The sequence below is a fragment of the Bacillus sp. RC252 genome, from assembly GCF_044909215.1.
GTDB classification, from domain to species: Bacteria; Bacillota; Bacilli; order Bacillales; family Bacillaceae_G; genus Bacillus_A; species Bacillus_A mycoides.
Genome location: NZ_JBIYDV010000001.1, coordinates 320,222 through 338,462, shown reverse-complemented (window position 1 = coordinate 338,462; position 18,241 = coordinate 320,222). Strand labels below are relative to the sequence as shown.

The window sequence follows — 18,241 nt, the reverse complement described above, 5'->3', positions numbered from 1 at the left end:
TAGCATACCTTTTAAATTTGAAATTGGAGGATAAGAATATGAATTGGAAACAAGAATTTAGTCGCTGGCTTTCATATGCAGAATTAGACGCAGAATTAAAAGAACAGCTAGAAAACATGAAGCAAGATGAGAAGAAAATCGAGGATAGCTTTTATAAAAATCTAGAGTTCGGCACAGGTGGTATGCGTGGTGAACTTGGTGCTGGTACGAACCGTTTAAATGTATATACAGTTCGTAAAGCAACAAAAGGATTAGCTATGTTTATTGAAAAATTAGGTGAAGAAGCGAAAAAACGCGGTGTTGTTGTCGCGTATGATTCTCGTCATAAATCACCTGAATTCGCAATGGAAGTAGCTGCTACTCTTGGTGCACACGGTATTACAACATATGTATTTGAAAGCTTACGTCCAACACCAGTGCTTTCTTTCGCAGTTCGTCATTTACATACAGCAAGTGGAATCGTTCTTACGGCAAGCCATAATCCGCCTGAATATAATGGTTATAAAGTATATGGTGACGATGGTGGACAATTGCCTCCAAAAGAAGCTGATGAGTTAATTAGCTACGTAAATGCAGTAGAGAATGAATTAACAGTTGAAGTTGCTGATGTTGAGCAATTAAAAGCTGACGGTTTATTACATATAATTGGACAAGAAGTAGATGATGCTTATGCAGCAGAATTGAACAATGTCATTATTAATAAAGAGATGGTGAAAGAAGTAGGAAAAGATTTAAAAATCGTCTTTACACCATTGCATGGAACATCAAATATTTCGGTACGCCGTGGTTTAGAAGAAGTTGGATTTACAGATGTAACTGTTGTAAAAGAGCAAGAGTTACCAGATCCAAATTTCTCTACAGTAAAATCACCAAACCCAGAAGAGCATGCAGCGTTTGAGTATGCAATTCGCGACGGTGAAAAAGTAGGCGCAGACGTGTTAATCGCAACAGATCCTGATGCAGACCGTCTAGGTGTAGCAGTTCGCAATCACGATGGTGAGTTCCAAGTATTAACTGGTAACCAAACAGGTGCGTTAATGCTGGATTACTTATTATCACAAAAGAAGGAAAACGGAACGCTTCCAGAAAACGGTGTTGTTTTAAAAACAATCGTAACGTCTGAAATTGGCCGCACAATCGCAAAAGCATACGGTTTAGATACAGTTGATACGTTAACTGGATTTAAATTTATCGGTGAAAAAATTAAACAGTATGAAGAAAGCGGACAATATGAATTCCAATTCGGTTATGAGGAAAGTTATGGTTATTTAATCCGTCCATTCTGCCGTGATAAAGATGCGGTGCAATCCGTCCTATTTGTATGTGAAGTAGCTGCGTACTACAAATCACAAGGTAAAACGTTATACGATGGCCTGTTAGAAGTATTTAAGAAGTATGGGTTCTTCCGTGAGGACCTTGTATCGTTAACGTTAAAAGGAAAAGATGGTGCCGAACAGATTCAAAAGATGATGGCAACATTCCGCGGGAATCCTCCGAAAGAAGTAGCTGGTTTAACAGTCGTTGCAGTTGAGGATTATAAGGAAAGCACCATTACAACGTTACAAGATGGAAATAAGGAAGAGATTCACTTACCGAAATCAAATGTGTTAAAATATCAATTAGCAGATGGTTCTTGGTTCTGCTTACGTCCATCTGGAACAGAGCCGAAAATTAAATTCTACTTTGGTGTACAAGATGATTCCTTACAAAATAGTGAACAAAAGTTACTTACTATTAAAGAAGATATTATGAATCGTTTATAATAAATTTTTAGAAGAGTTCGGTTATGCATCGAACTCTTCTTTTTTTATGAACAAATTCCAAACAATAAAGTCCATCGATTCACTAATCTACCAATATGTTATGATAAATGCACTAAGTTAGTAACATACTGGGTACAAAGGATAGAAGAAACAGGTGAAGCAGATGAATAAAAGGCAACAGGAAATTTTACAAGTTTTATTATCTGAGTCTAATGAGTATTTGTTAGTGCAGGAGCTTGCTGATCGGGTAGGTTGTTCTGAGAAGACGATTCGCAATGATTTTAAAGTGATTGAGGAGTATTTAGAAAGGCATTCAGATGCACTTCTTATTCGGAAACCGGGTTTAGGAGTGCATTTAGAGATTAACGATTATAATAAGGCGGATTTATTTAATCGGTTGTATGCTGTAAGACAGGATATAAGCTATGAATCAGATGAAGAGAGAGTATTGCAAATTGCATATAGCTTGTTGATGAGTGTCAAAACGGTTACGGTACAGGAGCTTGCCATGCGATATTTTGTAAATCGAGCTACGATTAAGAAGGATTTAGATAAAATTGCAAAGTGGCTTGAGGAACTGGAATTAGAGTTGATCTCAAAGCAAAGGGTAGGATTAACAATAGAAGGAGAAGAGAGAAGTAAGAGGAAAGCATTAGCTAAAATATCGGATTTAATTCATAGTCAGGAATTAATGAACGAATTTATTAAAAAGCAGTTTTTGTATCATGAAATTGAATTTGTAATGACTGAATTGAAAGCGTTACAAAAAAGATATTCTACATTTTTTACAGATGATACGTTAGAAAATCTTTTATTACATACATTGATTATGGTGCGAAGAATGAAGTTAAAACAACCCATTTCAATGCCTAAAGAGGATTTGGAAATTGTACGAGAGACGAAAGAATACGAATGGACTTTAGATTTTTTAACAAGGCTAGAGTTTGTATTTACGGTCCATTTTACTGAGGCGGAGGTAGCTTATTTAGCCATTCATATTTTAGGAGGGAAATTTCGCTATCAAGATAAATGGGAAAGAAATAAGCTTAATGTGAGCAGTCCTGTGCTTTCGCAAGTTGTATCGCATTTAATAGAGCGCATGTCTAGTTTAAATGAAATCGATTTCGAGAGGGATAAATTTTTATTAGAAGGATTACAGATGCACTTGTATACGACATTAAATCGTTTGCAATATAATCTTTCTGTTTCTAATCCAATGCTTCATGAAATTAAGCGAATGTATCCGTATATGTTTGATATGTTAATCCATGAGTTGGATGATATAAATACATTATTGAATTTACAAATTCCCGAGGAAGAAGCGGCGTATATTACTTTGCATTTTCAGGCAGCGATGGAGCGTTTAAGTGATAAAAAGGTATCGAAAAATGTAATTATAGTTTGTCACATGGGAATAGGAATGTCCCAATTATTACGGACAAAAATTGAAAGGAAGTTCCGGTATGTTCATGTGATGGATTGTATAGCAAGGTCTGACTTAGAAGAATATTTGATGAAAAATCAGAAGGTAGAGCTCATAATTTCTACGATTGATCTTCCACAGTTAAAGATCCCTCATTGTGTTGTGTCTCCTTTATTAGAGCAGAGAGAAGAAGAGAAATTAGAGGGTTTTATGAAGACATTAGATGAACTACCATCTAATGAAAATAAGGACTTTGTATTATTGAATTACACAACCCCTTTTCTAGTCTTTCTACAACAAGAAGTAGAACATCGGTATGAATTAATTGAAAGATTAGCGAAATCACTTTATGAAAAAGGATATGTAGAAAAAGAGTATATTGAAAATGCAATTGCTAGAGATAGAATGTCAGCAACAACAATTGGTGCTGGAGTCGCCATCCCACATGGGAATCCTAAGTTTATTAAACAGTCGGTCATTGCAGTCGCTACGCTTAAGGAACCATTGGATTGGGGAGTAGAGAAGGTATCACTCGTATTTATGCTGGCGGTTAAAAGTGATGGAAAGGAAATTAAGAAACAACTATTCCATGAACTATCTTTTATTAGTGAGCAACCAGTTTTTGTTCAGAAGCTTATAAAGGAAACAAATATAATGAAATTTTTATCTCATTTGAGATATGAATAGGTAAGGCGAGAAGCCTTACTTTTTTGTTTGTTACGGTAAAAAAAGTGTTTTTTCCGGAGGTTACGGTAAAAAACAAAACTTTTATGAATCGAATATTGATATATATTACTTGTAGGCGCTTACATAAGGGTTGAGGAGGATTAAAATGAAAGTACTAGCGATTACATCGTGTCCAAATGGGATTGCCCATACTTATATGGCTGCAGAAAACTTACAAAAAGCAGCGGATAAATTAGGAATTCAAATGAAAGTTGAAACACAAGGTGGTATAGGTGTTGAAAATGAACTTACTGAGCAAGAAATTCGTGAAGCAGATGGCATCATTATAGCTGCAGATCGAGTGGTAAATAAAGATAGATTCGTAGGTAAGAAGCTACTAGTTGTAGGAGTTAAAGACGGTATTCGTAAACCAGAAGAGCTAATTCAAAAAGTAGTAGATGGTAATGTTCCTGTTTATCATTCGGATGTGAAAGAAAAAGGAAATGATTCACAAGGTAAAGAACAAAATCCAATATATCGCCATTTAATGAATGGTGTATCATTCATGGTTCCTTTCATTGTGGTAGGGGGATTATTAATTGCAATTGCATTAACACTTGGTGGTGAGAAAACTCCTGGTGGTTTAGTAATACCAGAAGGGTCTTTTTGGAAAACAATTGAGCAAATAGGTGGGGCTTCATTTTCATTCATGGTTCCAATTCTAGCTGGATATATTGCTTATAGTATAGCTGATAAGCCTGGACTTGTTCCAGGTATGATTGGCGGATATATCGCAGCAACAGGAAGTTTCTATGGTAGTGAGAGTGGGGCTGGCTTTTTAGGTGGAATTATCGCAGGTTTCTTAGCTGGTTATGTAGCTTTAGGAATTAAAAAGTTAAAAGTACCAAAAGCGCTTCAACCAATTATGCCAATTATTATTATTCCGGTATTTACATCGCTTATTGTTGGTTTAGCATTTGTATTTATTATTGGTGCTCCTGTAGCACAAGTATTTGAATCGTTAACAGCTTGGTTAGCTGGTATGCAAGGTTCAAGTTCAATTCTTTTAGCATTAATCTTAGGTGCAATGATTTCATTCGATATGGGTGGTCCAGTAAATAAAGTGGCATTCTTATTTGGTTCTGCAATGATTGGAGAAGGAAATTATGAAATTATGGGACCGATTGCAGCTGCAATTTGTATTCCGCCAATTGGGATGGGACTCGCTACATTTATAGGAAAGAGAAAGTTCCAAGAGTCTGAAAAGGAAATGGGGAAAGCCTCATTTACTATGGGCTTATTCGGTATTACAGAAGGAGCTATTCCTTTTGCAGCACAGGATCCATTACGTGTTATTCCAAGTATTATGGCTGGTTCGATGACAGGTGCTGTTATTGCGATGATTGGTAATGTTGGGGATAGAGTAGCACATGGTGGTCCGATTGTTGCTGTACTAGGAGCAGTAGATAATGTGTTTATGTTCTTTGTTGCTATTGTTGTAGGTTCTACTGTAACAGCAGTCGTTGTGAACGTATTAAAGAAAGATATTTCAAAATTTGAAGAAATACAAGAATCAAAAGAAATGAAAGAAGTTTCAGCAACGAAGGAAGTAGCGGAAGTTCAAGAGCAAGTAATAGAAAAGAAAGCTGAAAAGGTAGAAATTCAGAAGTTAACAGATATAACGAGTTTAGAGCTTATTGATATTAACCTATCGGGAGAGACACGTGACGATATTATTGATGAAATGATTGGGAAATTAAATACTGTAGGTGCTTTACATTCTGATTCGGAATTTAAGCGAGCTATTATGAATCGTGAAGCAGAGAGCACTACAGGAATTGGAATGAATATTGCGATTCCTCATGGGAAGTCAGATGCAGTAAAAAAACCGAGTGTTGTATTTGGAATTAAACAATCGGGAGTAGATTGGAAAAGTTTAGACGGAACGGATGCAAAATTAATATTTATGATTGCAGTTCCGAAAGAGAGTGAAGGAAATGAGCACTTGAAGATTCTTCAAATGCTTTCACGAAAACTTATGGATGATAGTTATAGAGAGAGATTAATATCTGTCCAAACGAAAGAAGAAGCACATAAGTTATTAGATGACATCGTATAAAATGGAGGATTTTAATCATGACAGAACCGTTATTTTTTGCACCCATTTTTAAAGAGAGAATTTGGGGTGGTACGAAATTAACTTCTTTCGGATATGAAATACCATCAGAACAAACGGGTGAATGTTGGGCATTTGCCGCACATCAGAACGGACAAAGTGTAGTGAAGAACGGAGAATATAAAGGTTTATCTTTAGGACAATTATGGAATGAACATCGAGAGTTATTTGGAAATATGGAGGGGAATCGATTCCCTCTTCTTACAAAAATTTTAGATGCAAATCGAGATTTATCTGTCCAAGTACATCCAGATGATGAGTATGCACGTATAAACGAAAATGGTGAGTTAGGAAAAACTGAATGTTGGTATGTTATTGATTGCAAAGAGGATGCTGAGATTATTTATGGGCATCATGCAAAGTCAAAGGATGAACTAGTAGATATGGTTGAACAAGGAGAATGGGACAAGCTATTACGACATGTAAAAGTGAAGCCGGGTGATTTCTTCTTTGTTCCAAGCGGAACTGTTCATGCAATTGGTAAAGGTATTTTAATATTAGAAACGCAACAAAACTCTGACACTACTTATCGATTATACGATTATAATAGAAGAGATTCAGAGGGAGAATTACGTGAACTGCATCTTGAGAAAAGTATTGAATTGATAGAAACACCATTTGTTTCAGACCAACGAACTATTCAATATGAAAAAATAGAGGATTTACATGTAACAACGTTTATTGAGTACTCTTATTTTTCAGTGAGAAAATGGGAGTTAGACGGAGTGGCTAACTTGACGCAAAAAAGTCCATTTCTTCTCGTAAGTGTAATAGATGGAAAAGGAGACTTGGTACATGGTAATGAGAAATATTCGTTTGAACAAGGGGATCATTTCATATTACCAAGTAATTTTGGGGAATATAGGATTGTAGGATGTGCTGAATTTATTATTGCGAGCGTGTAAGAGAGAAATATATAACAGGAGAGGGTATCGTCGACAAAATATGTTCGACAATACCCTCTCTTTTTTTGTATGATTTTTGCTATACTAAACTGTACTATAATACAGGATGGAAGGAGGAGAATGATGAAAATACTTGTAGTAGATGATGAATCGAGTATTCGTAATTTGATTCGGATGCAGTTAGAGATGGAAGGGTATGAAGTATTGACGGCGGCTGATGGGAGAGAAGCTTTAGAGAGATGGAATGAACGGCCGGATGTACTTATTTTAGATGTGATGCTTCCTGATACGGATGGGTATGAGTTGTTACGTTTATTCAGAGAGAAGGAGCGTGATATTCCGGTGCTTATGTTGACAGCGAAGAGTCAGATGAATGATAAGTTACTTGGTCTTCAGCTTGGAGCTGATGATTATGTGACGAAGCCTTTTAATTATGCGGAGCTTATTCTTCGGGTGAAGAATATGGCGCGGCGCGTGAAGAAGAAGGAGGTTCCTTTAAATCATGAGGTGATTGGGGCTGGTGATTTACTTATTTGTCCAAAGGAACGAAAGCTTCATGTGAGTGGACAGGAGATTCAGTTAACGTACCGAGAGTTTAATTTATGTCAGTTGTTTGTTTCGAATCCGCAGCGTGTGTTTATGAGGGATGAGTTACTTGAGAAGGTATGGGGATTTGAGTATATCGGAAATACGAGAGCAGTTGATATTATGGTGCAAAGGCTTCGGAAGAAACTCGGCGCGAGCGGGGAGTATATTAAGACAATTTATGGTGTGGGGTATAAGCTTGATTGCTAAAAGGTGATGATATGTCTTTAAAACGAAATATGGTGTTTGGAATAGTTGGGTTGTTGATTCCAATTCTTGTTCTTTTGTATGCGGTGGTTTATATTGCACTGGAGAAGAATGTGTATCATAATGCGGCAGATTCCTTAGAAAAGTTAAGTGTGGAAGCACAAATTTATACGATGAATTATTTAGAGAAGGAAGCAGAAGTAGAGACGCTAGGTCCTAATTCGCTTTTAATTGCTTCGTATTTAGCGAAGCGAATGGATGTCCGGGTGCAGATGATTGGGAAGAATGGAGATGTTGTTGCAGATACACAAAAAGGAGCGTTACTTCATCGGAATATTGACATTGAGAGTTCTTTGAAGGGAAAGAAATCTTATGTTTTCGAGGAGGGAGATCCAGCTCCAATTCTTTTGTTTTCAAGTCCGGTTTATTATGGAAACGATGTCATTGGAAGTATTCGTTTTATAAATGAGTTAACGGATGAGAAGGAAGTTTTAACAAATGTAAGTTGGACGTTTTTAATGACGTCGCTTTGTTTAGTAGCTGCTGGTATTTTCTTTGCGATTCGTTTGGCGAAGTCTCTTCATAAACCAATTGATCAGTTAAGGCAAATGGCATATCGGCTTGCGAATGGAGATTATGAAAGTAAGATTGAGCTGAATGAGTATGTGGAAATTGCGCAGCTTTCAGCGTCCTTTAATGCGATGGCTGATGGGATTGAGCTGCATATTAAGCAGCTGAAGGAGGAGAAAGAGAAACAGAAAGATTTCTTGGACCGCATTACGCATGAGCTGAAAACACCGCTTACGGCAATTATCGGTTATGTGGATTTAATTCCGAAGTTACAATCGAAGGAGGATGTGCAGGAGAGTCTTCGTTATGTGGCTGTAGAAAGTGAGCGTCTATTATCACTTGTGGAGGAATTACTTAAGTCTTCCAAGTACGGGAAGAGTACGTTTGAAGTGTCTCCTACAGTTGTGAATATTAAAGAATTGGCAGAAGAAGCGATTTCGATTGTGAAACTTAGGTTGCAGCAATTTGAAATTGAAGTTATGAATGAGTTAACGGAAGTACACGTTGTTGCGGATTTTGATAAGACGAAGCAAATTTTCTTGAATGTGCTTGATAATACGATTAAATATAGTGATGCTACGCAAGTTCGTATGAATGTAATTATAAATGAGCAGGAAGCGAAGGTTTTTGTTCATGATGATGGTATTGGTATGGATGAAGGTGTGCTTGCGGAATGGAATGAGTCTCCGGAAGGTAAGGTGCTTCCTTCTAGTTACGGGAATGGCTATGGTTTATACATTTGTCAGGAGATTATGAAGAAGCAAGGCGGAAGTATGCGAATTGAGAGTAGTGAAGAAATGGGAACTACAATATGCATTACATTTTTACTTCCGAGACGGATGGAAGACATAAAAAACTTGAAAGCGGTTAAATGATACATTTATGAAACAATTATGCGGTATTTTCGAAACAACGTTTTTTTATCTTGGAGGTAGGCAGAAATGAAAAGGCTATCATTTCAAATTCTTATGTTTGTCTTTTGTATGATTGTTTCTCTTATTTTGTTTTATGTTATTGAGAAGCAAATATATAATCGAATCACAATTGTGGATGACAAACAAGCCGTTTTACAAAGAGTGAATGAATCCCTTCCTACTGAAGTGAAAGTAAGGCATGAAAAGTGGGGAGAAATTGTTGTAACGGATGAAGTTCGTTTGCATACGATTGTTTCATTCTTTGACCGAATTCGAATAGAACCGAGAGAAGCGAGGAATCAAGAACAAGTATTTACTGGAGAAGTAACGTACTTGAATGGACATAAACGTACTTTTGCAGTAGGTGACTTGTTCCAGTACGAGGCTAATGTATACGGAAAGAATGGCACGGATCCGATGATCTCAGCATTTCAAACGTATTTGTTAAGTCTGTATTATACACCAGAGCGCATTAGTAATTTCTTTGCGGAGGCAAAGGAAGTTGTAGTGAGGCAAGGGGATGTAATACGTACTATAGATCTTACGCAAATATTTGATTCTATTCGATACGCAAAGCAAATTACAGATTACGGAGAAATTCAGAAATTATTACAATCACAGAATGAGCCGATTGCTTATATTACTGCCTATAAAACAGGCAAACGTGTAAAGAATGAGCGGGAGGATATTCTAACTATTTCTGTGTATCCATCGTACTTTGTTGTGCAATATCTCGGTGATAATAACGGGAATGTCATGTATATGAAGGGCTCCCTAGCAGAATTCCTTGTAAAGGAGAGTGTGTCATGAGAAAGATAGCCTTTTTCTTCTTTTTGCTAGTAATCGGAGGAGCGATGTCTAGTTGCTCTCGAGATACAACCTCTATTAAATATAATAAAAGTGGTCTCCCTATTTTGGATGATCGTCATCTCGTTGCGTATGTAGCGGCCCGCGAGGAAGTTGGTGAAGCTTTGCTTTCGTCATTTTGTAAACAACGCGGGTGTACATATGAATTTATTCGTCTATCGACAGAAGAACTTCTTCGGAGAGTAGAAGAGGAAGCTGGAAATCCGAAGGCGGATATTATTATTGGCGGTACAGTAGATGCGCATCAAATGATGAAGCAAAAGAACCTTTCTATTCCTGTTACGACCCAGCATGCGAATCGTATTTCAAAGACTGTTAAAGATAAAGATGGTTATTGGTACGGTTATGAAGTGGAGAAACTGGCAATCGCGATTAATAAAGAGCGGTGGAATGAAGAAATAGCGCCGCTCGGTCTTCCATATCCATCAAGGTGGCAAGATTTATTAGATCCGGTATATACGGGTAAGATTGCAATGCCTGATCCAAACGTTTCCGGCACAGCGTATACTTTGTTTCAATCACTTATTGATACTTTAGGTGAAGAAGAAGCGAAAGAGTATGTTAAGAATCTTGCAAGGCAAGTTGGTGAAGTGACGGTGAATGGTTATATGCCCGCAGAACTGGTTGCGAGCGGTGAATATATGATAGGCATCAATTTTGCGGGAGATCAGAGAATGCTTCAGAAACAAGGCTTTCCTATTGTAAGTAATGAACCTGAGCAAACAGGCTTATCTGTTAATGCGATTTCGAAACTGAAGCGTGCACCGAGTGGTTTTATTGCGGACTTATTTATTGATTATTGTTTATCAGAAGAAGCGGGGCACATTTTAGAAAAAGTTTCGTTTGGCGTACCAACGATGTTTGCGAAGAATCAGAAAGAGATAGAAGGTCAGCCGGTTAGAAGGACGAACAAAAATATATCAAATAGTGGAATAATCGAGATATGGAATAGACAGCGTCTCTCTCAGCAGTGAGAAAAGGAGACGAAAGAATATGTTTAAATGGCTTAAGCCAGCACCTGCAATTGAGAGATTGCCGGCGGATATGATTGACAGGGTATACAAATTATTACGTATTCGTGTGCTAATGGGAATTTCAGTTGGGTATGCTGCTTATTATTTAGTGCGTAGTAACTTTAATTTATCTACTACGTATTTAGTAGACGAGTACGGATTTAGCACTACACAAATCGGGTTATTAGGTGCAGTAATGGCTGTTGTTTATGGACTTAGTAAATTCTTTATGGGGAATTTATCGGATAAGGCTTTTGCTCAACGATTTATTGCAGTAGGTTTATTTTTATCTGGGCTTGTTAATATTTGTTTCGGTTTTGCATCTTCCTTTGGGATGATTTTAACATTACTTGTTCTAAACGGTATTGTACAAGGTATGGGAGCACCACCGTGTAGTATTGTTATGACGAAATGGTTTTCAAAGAAAGAACGTGGTACGAAAACAGGTCTTTGGAATATTTCACATAACGTTGGTGGATTACTTGTTCCGCCATTCATTGGAATTGGTGTAGGTATTTTCGGTGAAAGTCATTGGCAGGGCGGGGTATTTATTTTCCCAGCGATTATCGTTATGGTAATTGCAGTTCTAGTATGGATTAATGCGAAGGATACACCAGAATCTGAAGGTCTTCCGCCAATTGATGAGTATCGTAATGACTATGAAGATCTTGAAAAAGCAGATAATGCTAACAAGATGTCACCAAAAGAAATTTTAATGAAATATGTAGTGACAAATAAGTTCGTTTGGTATTTATGTATTGCCAATGCATTTGTTTACTTAATTCGCTTCGGTGTTATTAACTGGGTACCAATTTACTTAACAACAGTTAAAGGTTTTACAAAAACAGAAGCGCATGCAGCGTATTCAATATTTGAGGCAGCAGCGATTCCAAGTTCTTTAATTGTCGGCTTTTTAAGTGATAAATTATTCAAAGGGAAACGTATGCCATTATGTGTTATTAGTATGGCTGGGGTTGTTGTTGGTACGGTTGTATATTGGCAAGCAACTAGCATACTGGTTGTAAGTATTGCAGTTTCTGTTATCGGTTGTTTAATTTACGTACCACAGTTTTTAATTGGTTTAAGTGCAATGGAATTAGTACCGAAATTTGCAGTAGGTACAACAGTTGGTATGTGTGGTCTGTTTGGTTATGTTGGAGGAAGCTTCGTAGCAAACGCAGCAATTGGTATTATTGTGGATCGTTCTGGCTGGGATGGTTGTTTCATGTTACTGTTAGCAGGCGGTGTTTTATCAACAATTTTCTTACTGATTGTTCAAATGGGACATGAGAGAAAAGGTCCTAAAGTGGCGTAATAGTTTATTCTGGAAAGCGATCCAATCATTATTTTGGATCGCTTTTTTAATAATCGAAAGGACGACCATATGTAAAATTAAAGTTTTATGTATAAATCGCTTATATAATAAATAGCACTTTCAGTTACTGAGGGGCTAGTTATTTAATATAATTTTTTTAGATTTAATAAAGCAATTACATACATGGATAGACCGAAAAAAGCCCCAGCACAGCCCCAAAGTACAACATCAAATAAAGAGACAGAGATTTCTTCTGAACCTAAATAAGGAAGGATATAAGTCATAAATACAAACATTTGGAATCCCCAAAGTGCACCTGCTTTTAAGCCAGCTTTTTTTAATGTCTTTTTATGTTTTAAATACTCTTCTTCTGTTGCACACTCAGTATCATTTAGGCCCTTTTTTTTCAATTTAAAGATTAAATAATTAGCGTAAATCATATTAATAAGAAAAATAAATATAGTGCCTATAGATATTGTATGGTTCATAGTATCGACGAGTAACATAATAAGCATTACCAACATATTTAACCACCATAAACCAATTCCAGCTATAGCTAATTCTTTATTGATTTCTTGTTTTTGATACTCATCTCTTTTACTAATTGTTCCAATAAAATTATTATAAACTTTTTCTTTCCATTCAATTTTCATCATTTAATCTCCCTCCCAAAATAGGCTGTTTAAATCTGTTTTTAACGCTTTTGCTAATTCGATACATAAAGCTAAAGAAGGATTATATTTATTGTTTTCAATTAAGTTTATTGTCTGTCTAGCCACATTAACTTTTTTAGCTAATTCTAGCTGAGACAGGCCTTCAGATTTTCGATAGTTTTTAACGTTATTCAAATATAAACCTCCTATTAATAGTTGTAGGCTTCGTGTACCAAAGTGTCACATATATATGACACTCTACACTTGGATAAATAAAATGTCAAATATATATGACAAAAATGAGGGTGATACAATTGGGGGATTTAGTTTAATAATTCAAATTAGTAGGAAGTTCTTTAGTAAAGGAGGGAGCATGAAATTGATGTTGTGTAAGATGAAAATGTATCATCTAAATACAAAAAAACTAATTTAAATTGGATTTTTCTTTTCCTTAAAACTATCTTAAAAGATAGAATGTCATATTTCTAATCATTGGTATTTTTGTTACAATATAAATGATTGTGTAAAACTTTGTAAAATGAGTGTAACAATGTAAGTGGGGATGTAATTTTCCGAAAGTTTTATACAATTAAATATCTATTAAACTATAAGATATAAAAAGGAGCGAGAATATGTTACCAAATACGGTTCGTACTCCAAACAAGAAGAAGAAATGGATTATCATCGGAGTTATTGCACTAATTGTTATTGTTGCAGCAGTTAATATTTTTGTTATGCAAGGTAAGAAGAAAGGCGCAGCAACAACGACTGATGCTGTGAGCTTTGAGAAGGTGACAGAGCGAAAGCTTAATAATACGAAGTTAATTTCGGGTCAGGTGAAGCCAGGGAATATTGAAAGTTTCTATGCAGATCCGACTAAAGGAAAAGTGAAAGATATCGCAGTGAAAGAAGGACAAGAGGTAGAAAAGGGAACGAAATTATTCTCTTATGATAATGAAGAAATTAATCTTCAAATGAAGCAAGCTGATCTTGATCAGAAGATGGCTGATATGCGTTACGATCAAGGGAAAAAGAAGATTGATTCATTGAAGAAAGAAATTAAGAAGGTAAAAGATGGCGGGGCTGGGAAAGAAGTAACAGACCCAATGGAAGAGCAAGTAAGTGAGTTAGAGATGACGCAGAAAACAACTGATCTTGAGAAAGAAAAAGGGAAGTTGCAAAAAGAAGAGTTAAGTAAAAAGCAGAAAGAACTTACGATTTATAGTAACTTTACGGGTGTTGTTCAAAAGTTAGATAAAGATGCAGCACAAAGTTCATCTCAAGCGTTAGGTGGACAAGGAAAGGCATTTTTACAAGTGGCTTCTAAAGACCCGTTCCAAGTTCAAGGGACGTTAACTGAGCTTCAAAAGTCACAAATTCAAAAAGATCAAACATTCACTGTAACTGCGAAAGCAAATAGCAAGAAGAAGTGGACAGGTAAGATTACAGAGGTAAGTGAATTCCCAACGAGTGCAGAGATGGCTCAAGCTGGTGGTGTAGGCGAAGCGACTCAAAATATGTCTCAATATACATATAAAGCAAGCCTTGATAGCCAAGATGGTTTATCTCCAGGGTACCATGTTTCATTACAAGTAAATTTAGAGAATAAGACGATGATTGCTGTTCCAAGTAAGAGCATTGTAGAAAAAGGCGAAGATGCATTTGTTTATATTGAAGAGAAAGGAAAGCTTCGTAAACAAAATGTGAAAAAAGGTTCTACTGATGGAGATTGGACAGAGGTTGTTGAAGGCGTAGCAGTGGGGCAAAAGGTGGTTAAAAATCCTTCCGACAACGTGTATGACGGAATGGAAGTGAAAGAGAAATGATTACGTTAAATAATATTGCTAAAACATATTATCAAGGAAAATTGGCAGTGCCGATTTTACATGGTATTAGTTTAACAATTCAAAGCGGTGAGTTCGTTTCTATTATGGGACCGTCTGGTTCTGGTAAATCAACGCTTATGAATATTATCGGTTGTTTAGATCGTCCAACAGAAGGTGAATATATGTTGAATGATGTGAATATCTTAACAGCAGACGAGTCAAAACTAGCTTTAATTCGTAATGAATATATCGGTTTTGTATTCCAGCACTTTAATTTGCTGCCGCGTCTTTCCGCAGTGGAAAACGTTGAACTTCCGCTCATCTACGGTGGAGTGAAGAAAGCAGAGCGTCGTCAAAGAGCTCTTGAAGCGCTTGGAAAAGTTGGATTATCAGATAGAGTAGACCATTTACCTAGTGAATTATCAGGTGGACAGAAGCAACGTGTAGCTATCGCAAGATCGATTGCAAATAATCCAACGTTCATTATGGCCGATGAGCCGACAGGTGCGCTTGATACGAAGTCTGGTGCACAAGTTATGGATATTTTCACGAAGCTAAATGCAGAAGGTACGACGATTGTTATGGTTACGCATGAAGAAGAGGTAGCGGCGTATTCTTCCCGCCGCATTGTACTGCGAGATGGGAAAATTACAGAAGATAGAAGGTGTGCAGTATGAGTTTACTAGATAGTATAAAAATTGCCCTATCTTCTATTTTAGCTCATAAACTGCGTTCAGCTCTTACGATGCTCGGTATTATTATTGGTGTTGGTTCTATTATTACTGTCGTTGCGATTGGGCAAGGCGGGGAAGCGATGCTGAAGTCGAAATTCGCAGGTTCTGGTGGTAATAACCTTATGCCAATTCAGTTTAAACCAGATATTAATGATGAGTTTGCTATAGGTGGATTTCAAATACCGAAGTTAACTGAAGAGGATATTTTGGAAGTAAAACAAGTGAAAGATGTTTCACATGTTATTACGACAAACCAGAATTCAGAGGTACTTGATGTAAATGATAAAAAAGCAAATCTAAATGTTATTGGTCTTGATAATGAATATTTTGCGGTTAATAAAGTAAAGGTCGTAAAGGGGCGTACTTTAAATGAATCCGATATTTCTCATGCAAATAACGTTGTGATGATTAGTACAAAAACAGAAGAGACGTTATTTAAGGACGTAAACCCAGTTGGACAAATTATTGAGATGAAGGGGCAGCCAATGCAAATTATTGGTGTGTATACATCTGATAATGAGTTTATGGGATTTGAAATGGAAGAAGCGTTAATTCCCCTTACTTTATGGCCTGTTTTATACGGAACAGATGAGATTCAAAGTATAGCAATTCAATCTAAAAATGTAGACAATTTAGAATCAGCAGGGAAACAAGCTGTTGATGTATTAAATAGTCGTAAGCCAAGTGAAATTCCAGGTAAATATGAACTGGTGAATTTAAAAGAGTTCCAAGAAAATGTTTCTAAAGTTACTAATATCATGACGATGATTATCGGTGGTATCGCTGGTATTTCATTAGTCGTTGGTGGTATTGGTGTAATGAACATCATGCTCGTATCTGTAACAGAGCGTACACGTGAAATTGGGGTGCGTAAGGCACTTGGTGCAACACGTAGTAAAATTTTATTACAGTTTTTAATTGAAGCAGTTATGTTAACGCTTCTAGGTGGTTTAATCGGAATCGGTCTTGGGTATGGCGGGGCATATATCGTTTCCACATTTGCGAAGTGGCCACCGCTCGTTTCATGGGAAGTTGTCGTTGGGGGCGTATTGTTCTCTATGACACTAGGTATTATCTTCGGATTAATTCCAGCGAACAAAGCTGCGAAATTAGATCCGATTGAAGCACTGCGTTATGAGTAATTTACTAGTGTATTAGAGAGAAAACTCTCTAATACACATTACCGTTCTAGTGGGCGGTTCGTATCCTCTTGCATGAGGATGTGAACCGCCCACTAGAACGGGTTATATAAATAGAAGGAGGCGTTATGATGGAAGCGAATTTGAATACGCAAAAAGTTGGTGGAGAGAAGCCGTCATTATTTGGAATGATTACATCTCCTGGTGTACAGTTTGAGAGAATGAAGACTAGTAATGCGGTTTGGGGTGCGTTTTGGATACTTGTTTTATTAGGAGCAGTTGTTGGTGGACTTGCTGCTTATGTAGGCTCTTTAACCCCTGAGGCGATTAAGATGAATAAGGATTTGGGTATTAGCGTTACACCTATAATGTCGTTTGGTATGGGTGCAGTATTTGGTGCTATTGGTATGGCGATAGGCTTCTTTATTAGTGCAGCAGTGTATAAAGTATTAATGATGTTAATGAGCAATGATACTTCTTATAAGAAATTATTAACGATTAGTGTGTATTCAAGCATTATTTCATTACTTGGTTTATTAATAAACACAGTATTAGCACTTGTTTTAGGCGGATCAGGGAAAGAAATGTATACTGGTTTAGGGCCGATTTTCGCTTCAAGTGGTGGTGTTGCAAAAGGTATTGCAAATAGCATTGAAGTGTTCACGATTTGGGGATTTGTTATTACATGGTTAGGTCTTCAAATTACGGCTGGTTTAAGTAAAAAGAAAGCAACAATTCTTATGGTTGTCTTCTTTATCTTAACTATTGGATTTGGCGCAGTAAAAGGAATGTTCCAATAATAAAATAAAAAAGGTGACTCTTCCTAGAGTCACCTTTTTTATTTTTACTCCTATTTCAAATACCTCAAACAGAATTTCAAATACTGCCTAGTGTAATTTCAAATTCTAGCAGCAGTATTTGAAATTACCCACAATGAAATTTCCTTTCTCATTTTATATTGTAGAGGTACCGCGGAATACTGAAGAGGTATACCTTTTAGAAACGGGCACTGTGTGAAGCCAGCGACTTTTGCAGATACGGTTGTTTTGTATGAAGGTATGATTGTAAATCAAATAAAGAGGTTAAATATTTACCAGGATTATGAAGAGTATTATCAATGTGGTTTAATTGGTCTTTGGCATGCTTATGAAAGGTATGAGGAGGAGAAAGGTAGTTTCCCTGCTTATGCTGTTGTAACGGTACGTGGTTATATATTGGAGAGGTTGAAGAAAGAATGCGTAGTGCAAGAGCGCTATGTATGCACGGACGAGTATGAGGAACGATTTGAGTGTGACGATGCTGGAACGAGGGCGAAGGACTTTATGAGTGTGTTAGATGAGAGGGAGAAGCATATCATTTCAGAGCGATTTTTTACAGGGAAAAATATGGGAGAGATAGCTTCTGAAATGGGGATGACGTACTATCAAGTGAGATGGGTATATAGACAAGCACTTGAGAAAATGAGAGATAGTGTAAGGGGATAAG

Annotated in this window: 16 protein-coding genes; 14 read left to right on the top strand and 2 right to left on the bottom strand. The window is 36.8% G+C overall.

The window, feature by feature from the left end; translation table 11 throughout:
• The first annotated feature begins 38 nt into the window (after positions 1–38).
• The 9 genes from ABH960_RS01755 to pgtP all read left to right on the top strand — a co-directional run bounded on the left by ABH960_RS01755 (position 39) and on the right by pgtP (position 12,404).
• Positions 39–1,763 (top strand): phospho-sugar mutase, encoded by a 1,725-nt coding sequence (locus ABH960_RS01755; RefSeq protein ID WP_404441862.1) that lies wholly within the window; start codon positions 39–41, stop codon positions 1,761–1,763.
• 163 nt (positions 1,764–1,926) lie between these two features.
• The gene (locus tag ABH960_RS01750) at positions 1,927–3,873 is read left to right on the top strand and encodes a BglG family transcription antiterminator (RefSeq protein WP_404442242.1); all 1,947 of its coding nucleotides are present in this window, start codon (positions 1,927–1,929) and stop codon (positions 3,871–3,873) included.
• Positions 3,874–4,018: 145 nt separating this feature from the next.
• A complete protein-coding gene (locus ABH960_RS01745; RefSeq protein ID WP_404442239.1) occupies positions 4,019–5,971 on the top strand; it encodes a fructose-specific PTS transporter subunit EIIC in 1,953 nt (650 codons plus the stop codon).
• A 17-nt stretch (positions 5,972–5,988) separates the two neighbouring features.
• Positions 5,989–6,933: a mannose-6-phosphate isomerase, class I gene (gene manA / locus ABH960_RS01740; RefSeq protein WP_404442236.1), complete on the top strand. Its 945-nt coding sequence runs from the start codon at positions 5,989–5,991 to the stop codon at positions 6,931–6,933.
• A 123-nt stretch (positions 6,934–7,056) separates the two neighbouring features.
• On the top strand, positions 7,057–7,728 hold the full coding sequence (locus ABH960_RS01735) for a response regulator transcription factor (RefSeq protein ID WP_404442233.1): 672 nt from the start codon (positions 7,057–7,059) through the stop codon (positions 7,726–7,728).
• An 11-nt stretch (positions 7,729–7,739) separates the two neighbouring features.
• Entirely contained in the window at positions 7,740–9,170 is a 1,431-nt protein-coding gene (locus tag ABH960_RS01730) for a HAMP domain-containing sensor histidine kinase (protein ID WP_404442621.1), read from the top strand.
• Positions 9,171–9,236: 66 nt separating this feature from the next.
• Positions 9,237–10,019, top strand: coding sequence for a DUF3919 family protein (locus ABH960_RS01725; protein ID WP_002089688.1), 783 nt, complete (start codon positions 9,237–9,239; stop codon positions 10,017–10,019).
• Positions 10,016–11,050, top strand: coding sequence for an ABC transporter substrate-binding protein (locus ABH960_RS01720; RefSeq protein ID WP_002143816.1), 1,035 nt, complete (start codon positions 10,016–10,018; stop codon positions 11,048–11,050). Before ABH960_RS01725 ends, ABH960_RS01720 begins: the two co-directional genes overlap by 4 nt.
• A gap of 19 nt (positions 11,051–11,069) precedes the next feature.
• Positions 11,070–12,404 carry an MFS transporter gene (gene pgtP, locus ABH960_RS01715; RefSeq protein ID WP_002034819.1) on the top strand — a complete coding sequence of 445 codons (1,335 nt, stop codon included), beginning with the start codon at positions 11,070–11,072 and terminating at the stop codon, positions 12,402–12,404.
• A 143-nt stretch (positions 12,405–12,547) separates the two neighbouring features.
• Here the strand turns inward: pgtP and ABH960_RS01710 are convergent, their stop codons facing one another.
• Both ABH960_RS01710 and ABH960_RS01705 read right to left on the bottom strand, forming a co-directional pair.
• The gene (locus tag ABH960_RS01710) at positions 12,548–13,060 is read right to left on the bottom strand and encodes a DUF3278 domain-containing protein (protein WP_404442228.1); all 513 of its coding nucleotides are present in this window, start codon (positions 13,058–13,060) and stop codon (positions 12,548–12,550) included.
• On the bottom strand, positions 13,061–13,252 hold the full coding sequence (locus ABH960_RS01705) for a helix-turn-helix transcriptional regulator (RefSeq protein WP_002089683.1): 192 nt from the start codon (positions 13,250–13,252) through the stop codon (positions 13,061–13,063).
• A gap of 437 nt (positions 13,253–13,689) precedes the next feature.
• Between ABH960_RS01705 and ABH960_RS01700 the strand changes: the two genes are divergently transcribed.
• The 5 genes from ABH960_RS01700 (at position 13,690) to ABH960_RS01680 (ending at position 18,240) form a co-directional block, all read left to right on the top strand.
• Positions 13,690–14,883: an efflux RND transporter periplasmic adaptor subunit gene (locus tag ABH960_RS01700; protein WP_404442225.1), complete on the top strand. Its 1,194-nt coding sequence runs from the start codon at positions 13,690–13,692 to the stop codon at positions 14,881–14,883.
• On the top strand, positions 14,880–15,560 hold the full coding sequence (locus ABH960_RS01695; protein ID WP_002089682.1) for an ABC transporter ATP-binding protein: 681 nt from the start codon (positions 14,880–14,882) through the stop codon (positions 15,558–15,560). Before ABH960_RS01700 ends, ABH960_RS01695 begins: the two co-directional genes overlap by 4 nt.
• Positions 15,557–16,759 (top strand): ABC transporter permease, encoded by a 1,203-nt coding sequence (locus ABH960_RS01690; protein WP_002089681.1) that lies wholly within the window; start codon positions 15,557–15,559, stop codon positions 16,757–16,759. The genes ABH960_RS01695 and ABH960_RS01690 overlap by 4 nt, the downstream gene beginning before the upstream one ends.
• Before the next feature lie 128 nt (positions 16,760–16,887).
• Positions 16,888–17,556, top strand: a complete 669-nt coding sequence (gene yknW, locus ABH960_RS01685; protein WP_404442220.1) for a YknW family membrane protein — start codon at positions 16,888–16,890, stop codon at positions 17,554–17,556.
• A 213-nt stretch (positions 17,557–17,769) separates the two neighbouring features.
• The gene (locus ABH960_RS01680; RefSeq protein ID WP_113936224.1) at positions 17,770–18,240 is read left to right on the top strand and encodes a sigma-70 family RNA polymerase sigma factor; all 471 of its coding nucleotides are present in this window, start codon (positions 17,770–17,772) and stop codon (positions 18,238–18,240) included.
• The last annotated feature ends 1 nt before the right edge of the window (position 18,241 follow it).

Coding starts and splice junctions, on each gene's coding strand:
- yknW (WP_404442220.1), top strand. CDS start 16,888: ATGGAAGCGAATTTGAATACGCAAAAAGTTGGTGGAGAGAAGCCGTCA.
- ABH960_RS01710 (WP_404442228.1), bottom strand. CDS start 13,060: ATGATGAAAATTGAATGGAAAGAAAAAGTTTATAATAATTTTATTGGA.
- ABH960_RS01745 (WP_404442239.1), top strand. CDS start 4,019: ATGAAAGTACTAGCGATTACATCGTGTCCAAATGGGATTGCCCATACT.
- ABH960_RS01750 (WP_404442242.1), top strand. CDS start 1,927: ATGAATAAAAGGCAACAGGAAATTTTACAAGTTTTATTATCTGAGTCT.
- ABH960_RS01720 (WP_002143816.1), top strand. CDS start 10,016: ATGAGAAAGATAGCCTTTTTCTTCTTTTTGCTAGTAATCGGAGGAGCG.
- ABH960_RS01695 (WP_002089682.1), top strand. CDS start 14,880: ATGATTACGTTAAATAATATTGCTAAAACATATTATCAAGGAAAATTG.
- ABH960_RS01735 (WP_404442233.1), top strand. CDS start 7,057: ATGAAAATACTTGTAGTAGATGATGAATCGAGTATTCGTAATTTGATT.
- pgtP (WP_002034819.1), top strand. CDS start 11,070: ATGTTTAAATGGCTTAAGCCAGCACCTGCAATTGAGAGATTGCCGGCG.
- manA (WP_404442236.1), top strand. CDS start 5,989: ATGACAGAACCGTTATTTTTTGCACCCATTTTTAAAGAGAGAATTTGG.
- ABH960_RS01755 (WP_404441862.1), top strand. CDS start 39: ATGAATTGGAAACAAGAATTTAGTCGCTGGCTTTCATATGCAGAATTA.
- ABH960_RS01730 (WP_404442621.1), top strand. CDS start 7,740: ATGTCTTTAAAACGAAATATGGTGTTTGGAATAGTTGGGTTGTTGATT.
- ABH960_RS01700 (WP_404442225.1), top strand. CDS start 13,690: ATGTTACCAAATACGGTTCGTACTCCAAACAAGAAGAAGAAATGGATT.
- ABH960_RS01690 (WP_002089681.1), top strand. CDS start 15,557: ATGAGTTTACTAGATAGTATAAAAATTGCCCTATCTTCTATTTTAGCT.
- ABH960_RS01725 (WP_002089688.1), top strand. CDS start 9,237: ATGAAAAGGCTATCATTTCAAATTCTTATGTTTGTCTTTTGTATGATT.